At 62.7% G+C, this 5,826-nt stretch carries 5 protein-coding genes; 2 read left to right on the plus strand and 3 right to left on the minus strand.

Features of this window, described 5'->3' with window-relative positions:
- The 3 genes from cydX to AC4FAH_RS05870 form a co-directional block, all read right to left on the minus strand.
- Nucleotides 1-49: cytochrome bd-I oxidase subunit CydX (cydX, locus tag AC4FAH_RS05860; protein WP_490245765.1), on the minus strand; the 49-nt coding region annotated here is incomplete at its 3' end.
- Between the two features lie 96 nt (nucleotides 50-145).
- Nucleotides 146-1,279, minus strand: a complete 1,134-nt coding sequence (gene cydB / locus AC4FAH_RS05865; protein ID WP_209443815.1) for a cytochrome d ubiquinol oxidase subunit II — start codon at nucleotides 1,277-1,279, stop codon at nucleotides 146-148.
- A 6-nt stretch (nucleotides 1,280-1,285) separates the two neighbouring features.
- On the minus strand, nucleotides 1,286-2,902 hold the full coding sequence (locus tag AC4FAH_RS05870) for a cytochrome ubiquinol oxidase subunit I (RefSeq protein ID WP_286987587.1): 1,617 nt from the start codon (nucleotides 2,900-2,902) through the stop codon (nucleotides 1,286-1,288).
- Nucleotides 2,903-3,488: 586 nt separating this feature from the next.
- On the opposite strand from AC4FAH_RS05870, the gene AC4FAH_RS05875 reads away from it, so the two are divergent.
- Together AC4FAH_RS05875 and AC4FAH_RS05880 are read left to right on the plus strand one after the other, a co-directional pair.
- Nucleotides 3,489-4,352 carry a lipopolysaccharide kinase InaA family protein gene (locus tag AC4FAH_RS05875; RefSeq protein ID WP_286987585.1) on the plus strand — a complete coding sequence of 288 codons (864 nt, stop codon included), beginning with the start codon at nucleotides 3,489-3,491 and terminating at the stop codon, nucleotides 4,350-4,352.
- Nucleotides 4,353-4,713: 361 nt separating this feature from the next.
- Nucleotides 4,714-5,307, plus strand: a complete 594-nt coding sequence (locus AC4FAH_RS05880; RefSeq protein WP_054556795.1) for an OmpW/AlkL family protein — start codon at nucleotides 4,714-4,716, stop codon at nucleotides 5,305-5,307.
- The last annotated feature ends 519 nt before the right edge of the window (nucleotides 5,308-5,826 follow it).

Genomic DNA, 5,826 nt, shown 5'->3' on the forward strand with positions numbered 1-5,826 from the left:
CCGCGAAGCAGGCCAGCAACACACCGAGAATCCAGGCGAAATACCACATGGTGTCATCTCCTGGCGAGGGCAGTGCCCTCGCCTGTTTGGCAAATGGAAGCAATTGGCTCAGCTAGCTAACTAATTCAATTCAGGTCAGGTCAGCTCAATACAGGCTGTGGCCGTCCTGCTCGATATGCGCGACGGTGACACGACGCCACATCTTCACGTAGCACCAGGTGGTGTAGAGGATGATGGTCGGCACCATCACCAGCCCCGCCACGGTGACGATGGAGAGCGTCAGCTCGCTGGAAACGGAATCCCACAGCGTCAGACTGGCCTCGCTCATGCGCGAGGACGGCACGATGAACGGGAACATGCTGATGCCCGCGGTGGCGACCACGCCCCCTACCCCGACGGAGCTTGCCGTGAAGGCCGCGCCGCCCTTGCGCCGGGCCGACAGCACCATCGCGGCCAGCACACCGACCACCGCGCTGAGCGGTGCCAGCAGCGTCAACGGCTCACGCGCGTAGACATCCAGCCAGCTGCCCGGCCCGACCTGCTTGTCGAGCAGCTTCAGGGCCGAGGCGGTATCGCCCATCTGATCGATGCTGTAGCCCATGCCGGACAGCCACACCCACAGGCCGCCCAGCGCGAAAAGCCCCAGCGTCAAAAGGCCCAGCGGCTGCACCAGACGCGCGCTGCGTGCGGCGACGGCCTCATCGGCACGCGCCACCAGCCAGGTGCCGCCATGCAGCATCACCATCACCACCGACAGCGCGGCGCACAGCAAGGCGAAGGGGTTGAACAGGCCCAGGTAGCTGCCGGCGTAGCTGGCACGCATGAACTGATCGACTTCCAGCGGCACGCCCTGCAGCAGGTTGCCGAAGATCAGCCCGAAGAAGGCGGTGGGGATCAGGCTGCCGGCGACGATGCCGCGGTCCCACCAGCCACGCCACTGGGTGTTCTCGAGCTTGGAGCGGTAGTCAAAGCCCAGCGGACGGAAGAACAGCGAGAACAGGATGGTCAGCATCGCGAAATAGAAGCTTGAGAACACGGCGCCGTAGACCACCGGCCACACCGCGAACACCGCACCGATGGCGGTGACCAGCCATACCTGATTGCCGTCCCAGTGCGGCGCCAGGGTATTGATCACCACGCGGCGCTCGCTGTCATTGCGGCTGACCAGCGGCATCAGCATCGCCGCGCCCATGTCCATGCCATCGGTGATGACGAAGCCGATCAGCAGCAGCCCTACCGCCACCCACCAGAACAGCTTGAGGATCTCGTAATCCCACATGATCCGTTACTCCTTGAATGACAGCGAAGGATTGAGTGACATGCCGTCATCTTCGGACATGGCGCCATGGCGGATGCCGCCGCGCTCGAAGTGATAGCGACCGGTGTGCAGGGAAGACGGCCCCTTGCGCGCGAAGTGGAACATCAGCCACATCTCGATCACGAAGAACAGGCTGTAGAAGGCCAGGAAGCCACCGATGGACCACCACAGGTCGGACTCATCCAGACTCGAGGCCGCCATGAAGGTCGGCAGAATCTCCCCCACCGCCCACGGCTGACGCCCGAATTCGGCCACGAACCAGCCGGTTTCCACGGCGATGAACGGCAGCGGGATCGACAGCAGGCAGATCCACAGGAAGGGACGCACGTCGAAGCGCTGCTTGGCGGTCATCCACACCGCCGCGATGAAGATCACCAGCATCGCCATGCCGCAGGCGACCATGATGCGGAACGAGAAGAACATCGGCGCGACCGGCGGAATCGAGTCGGCGGCGGCCTTGTCGATCATCTCCGGCGTGGCATCGGAGGGCGTCTCGACGTAGCGCTTGAGCAGCATGCCGTAGCCGAGATCATCCTTGACCGCATCGAAGGCCTTGCGGGTCTCGATGTCGTCCTGGCCATCACGCAGCTGCTGGAGCAGGTCATAGGCCTGCATGCCATTGAGGATGCGTCCGCGGTGCTCCTCGGTCAGCTCCTTGATGCCGGGAATCTCGGTATCCAGCGAGCGCGTGCCGATCAGGCCCATCACATAGGGAATGTGGATGCCGTAATCGGTGTGCTGGGTCTCCTCGTTGGGCAGACCGATCAGCGTGAAGGACGCCGGTGCCGGCTCGGTTTCCCACATCGCCTCGATGGCGGCCAGCTTGGCCTTCTGGACATCCCCGACTTCATAACCGGACTCATCGCCCAGCACGATCACCGAGGCCACCGAGAACAGGCCGAAGGCGGCGGCGATGGCGAAGCTGCGCTTGGCAAAGCCCAGGTCACGCCCCTTGAGCAGGTAGAAGGCGCTGATGCCGAGCACGAACATGGCGCCGGTCACATAGCCTGCCGACACGGTATGCACGAACTTGGCCTGGGCGACCGGGTTGAAGATGACATCCGCGAAGCTGGTCAGCTCCATGCGCATGGTCTCGAAATTGAAGGCCGCACCGACCGGATTCTGCATCCAGCCGTTGGCGATCAGGATCCACAGCGCCGAGAAGTTGGAGCCGAAGGCCACAAGCCAGGTCACCATCAGGTGCTGACGCTTGGTCAGGCGGTCCCAGCCGAAGAAGAACAGGCCGACGAAGGTGGACTCCAGGAAGAAGGCCACCAGGCCCTCGATGGCCAGCGGCGCACCGAAGATGTCGCCGACGTAATGCGAGTAGTAGGCCCAGTTGGTGCCGAACTGGAATTCCATCGTCAGGCCAGTGGCCACGCCGAGGGCGAAGTTGATGCCGAACAGCTTGCCCCAGAATTTGGTCATGTCCTGGTAGACCTGCTTGCCGGTCATGACATACAGGGATTCCATGATGGCCAGCAGGAAGGCCATGCCGATGGTCAATGGTACGAACAGGAAGTGGTAGAGCGCGGTCATGCCGAACTGGAACCGCGACAGCTCCACGACGGTATCGGAGATCATGTCTTAACCCCTTTGCGATAAGGCGGACGGTCAGGCTGCCGTCCCTGCATGCGCTTGCCACCGACGTCGGGCGGACGCATCAGGCCGACTCTCGCCGGCAAGCACACAGGCAATGGCACCGTGGCACCAAGACCTTGGTCGACATTGTCTACCCTCCCGCGCCAGTCTCCAGATGTCAGGTTGTCGCACTTATCGGGCGAATGTCGCACCCGCCACCTCCGCCAAGTGCCTGTCGTCACTGGACAACTCCGCTGCAAACCGCATGGATGCTGGAGCGACGGGCCTCGCTGGCCTGGCGCCATCTCAACGCTGACTCTGCGCACCCCTGCGCGCGCTGCGACCATCGACCACACTGCGACGTTGCACCACGCTGCGACCGACTGGCGCACCCCAGCGCCGCCAGTCGCCGCGCAGAAAGCCATCACGGCCCCGCGCCATTGACGCGCTGGGAAGGAGAGTTTTGTGCCGCAGGCCTGTCACTTCCCCAGCAGGCTAACTATCATGGCCAGTCATCGCAGCGCTCACCGACAAGGATTGCCAGTGAACGCTTACCGCCTATCACCCGAGACCGTGATTCCTACCTGACATGACGCATCGCTCCCCCATTCATCCCTCTGCTGGTCACACCGCCACCACCAGCCCCAGCGCCACGGCGCCGCGCGGCCACGGCGATTACTGTGAAGCCGGCCTCGCCCGCCTGCTGGAACAGCACGACCTCAATAGCTTCGATGCCCTGTGGCAAGTGGCAGCCCACGACGTCGACGCGCCGAATCGTGAACGCGGCGGCGTCTCGACGGTCTCACTGCTGACGCTCGAGGATGAGGACGGCAACAGCCATCGCCTCTATCTCAAGCGCCAGACCAACCACCTGGGCCGCAGCCTGGCGCGCCCGCTGGGCGAACCGACCTTCTCTCGCGAATGGCGTGCCATCCGTCACTATCACGCGCTGGGAATACCGGCAGTGGACGCCGGCTGGTACGGCGAGCGGCGTGCTGGCCGGGAATGGCGCGCCATCCTGATCACCTTCGATCTCGCCGGGCGCGATGATCTGGACCACTGGCATGAACGCTGGGCGGAACTCGATGCCGGCATGCGCTCTCAGGTCATCACCGCCAGCGCCCGCCTCGTTCGCGAGATTCATCAGGCTGGCCTGATGCATGGCTGCCTGTTCCCCAAGCACCTCTTCCTGAGTCGCCCGCCGAGTGAGTCGCCGGACAGCACCTGGCAGATGGACGCCGTCATCATCGACCTCGAGAAGACGCGCCGCTTCGTGCTGCGCCGTCACGAGTGCCTGCGCGATCTCTACGTGCTGTGGCGCCGCCTGAAGGGCTGGCAGCACGATGAATGGCGACAATTTCTTGCCGTCTATCGCGATGCGGATGCGCAGAGCGCCGAGGTCAGTCAGTGGCTGAAAGAGCTGGAAGCACGCGCCGCACGCAAGCGGCGCTGAGTCTGCAGAGCCCGGTGACGATCTTTGGCGTAGTGAGTACTAACCTCGCGCACGGCATGCGACCAAGGTCTTGGTCACCTTGCGCGAGGATGAATGGGGATGTCGCTCGAATGCGTCAGCACAAGTCTCACTCGTGAGACATTAAACTTCCCTGAAATAATCGGTAACATCTGCTAACAGGACACCTAATAAGTTTTCAAACAACGTTCTAAAAAAATGCTTGCCAAACAGAACGCTGTTTTTTATAGTTTGCAGCGTCCCCTGATCGACGCAGCCACGCAGAGCACACGGCCCAAGCCGTAGGGTAGCGAGGCACTGCTGACAGGCAGCTCACGAAGCCAAGCTTCAAGGAGAACTACACATGAAAGCTATCAAGATCCTGACCGCTACTGTTATCGCCGGCACCATGGCAATGGGCGCACAATCCGCCATGGCATATGGCAAGGGTGACATCTTCCTGCGCGGTGGCGTTGCCAAGGTCGACGGCAAGAGCAACAACGGCAACGGTCTGATCGCCAAGGACGAGTCTGGCTTCGCCGGTTCCGTGGGCTACATGTTCCACGACAACCTGGCCATCGCCCTGCAGTCCACTGAAGAATTCAGCACTGACTGGGAAAACAGCGCCGGTGGTTTCGATCAGATGCCGATCAACCTGATGCTGCAGTACTACCCGCTGGGCGGTACTGAAGCCCGCGTCCAGCCGTACGCTGGTGTCGGCCTGAACTACACTCACTTCTCCGGTGAGTCTGCCGGTGGCCAGAGCATGGACATCGACGACAGCTACGGCGCCGCTGCCGAGCTGGGTGTGGACCTCAAGATCACCGAAGCCTGGGCCGTCAACGGCTTCGCTCGTTACGCCGACGTCAAGGCCGATACCAAGATCGCCGGTCAGGACGTGAACGACACCGAGCTGGACCCGGTCACTGTCGGTGCCGGTGTCACCTACCGCTTCTAAGTTCTTGCACGAGGCGTGAACATGCCTCCAGCGAGTACCTGGCAAGCCGTGTGATGCCACGTCAGGAAAACGTCAGCGATGGAGCTCGGCAACGCCGAGCCGTCCAGGCGCCAGATGGGCATCACACACAAACGCCGCAGACCTTCGGGTCTGCGGCGTTTTCGTTGTGGGCAGCCAACGGCCACATGGCCAATCTTCGTCGGCGCGGCGCAGAAATTGACCTGGATCAACCACGCCCCTGACCGAGCAAGAACGCCCGTAAACTCTTGCCCCAGATCAAATTTCTCGAAATTCGGCTACCTAGAATGAGGGCATTGTTTCCCGCCATCCTTCAGGAGCCATCATGTCCGACGTCGTCACTCGCTCAGCCTCCCTCCCCGCGCACCTGACTTCGCGCAGCCCGCGCTCTGCAGCACGCCCGTGGCAGCTTCTGGCGCTGGCAGGCCTCACCGGCCTCGCGACTCTCGGCGCCGCACCGGCCATGGCCGCCGACTCGCTGAATGCCAGCTCTCACAGCTC

This window comes from Cobetia sp., from assembly GCF_983723665.1.

Coding starts and splice junctions, on each gene's coding strand:
- AC4FAH_RS05880 (WP_054556795.1), top strand. CDS start 4,714: ATGAAAGCTATCAAGATCCTGACCGCTACTGTTATCGCCGGCACCATG.
- AC4FAH_RS05875 (WP_286987585.1), top strand. CDS start 3,489: ATGACGCATCGCTCCCCCATTCATCCCTCTGCTGGTCACACCGCCACC.
- AC4FAH_RS05870 (WP_286987587.1), bottom strand. CDS start 2,902: ATGATCTCCGATACCGTCGTGGAGCTGTCGCGGTTCCAGTTCGGCATG.
- cydB (WP_209443815.1), bottom strand. CDS start 1,279: ATGTGGGATTACGAGATCCTCAAGCTGTTCTGGTGGGTGGCGGTAGGG.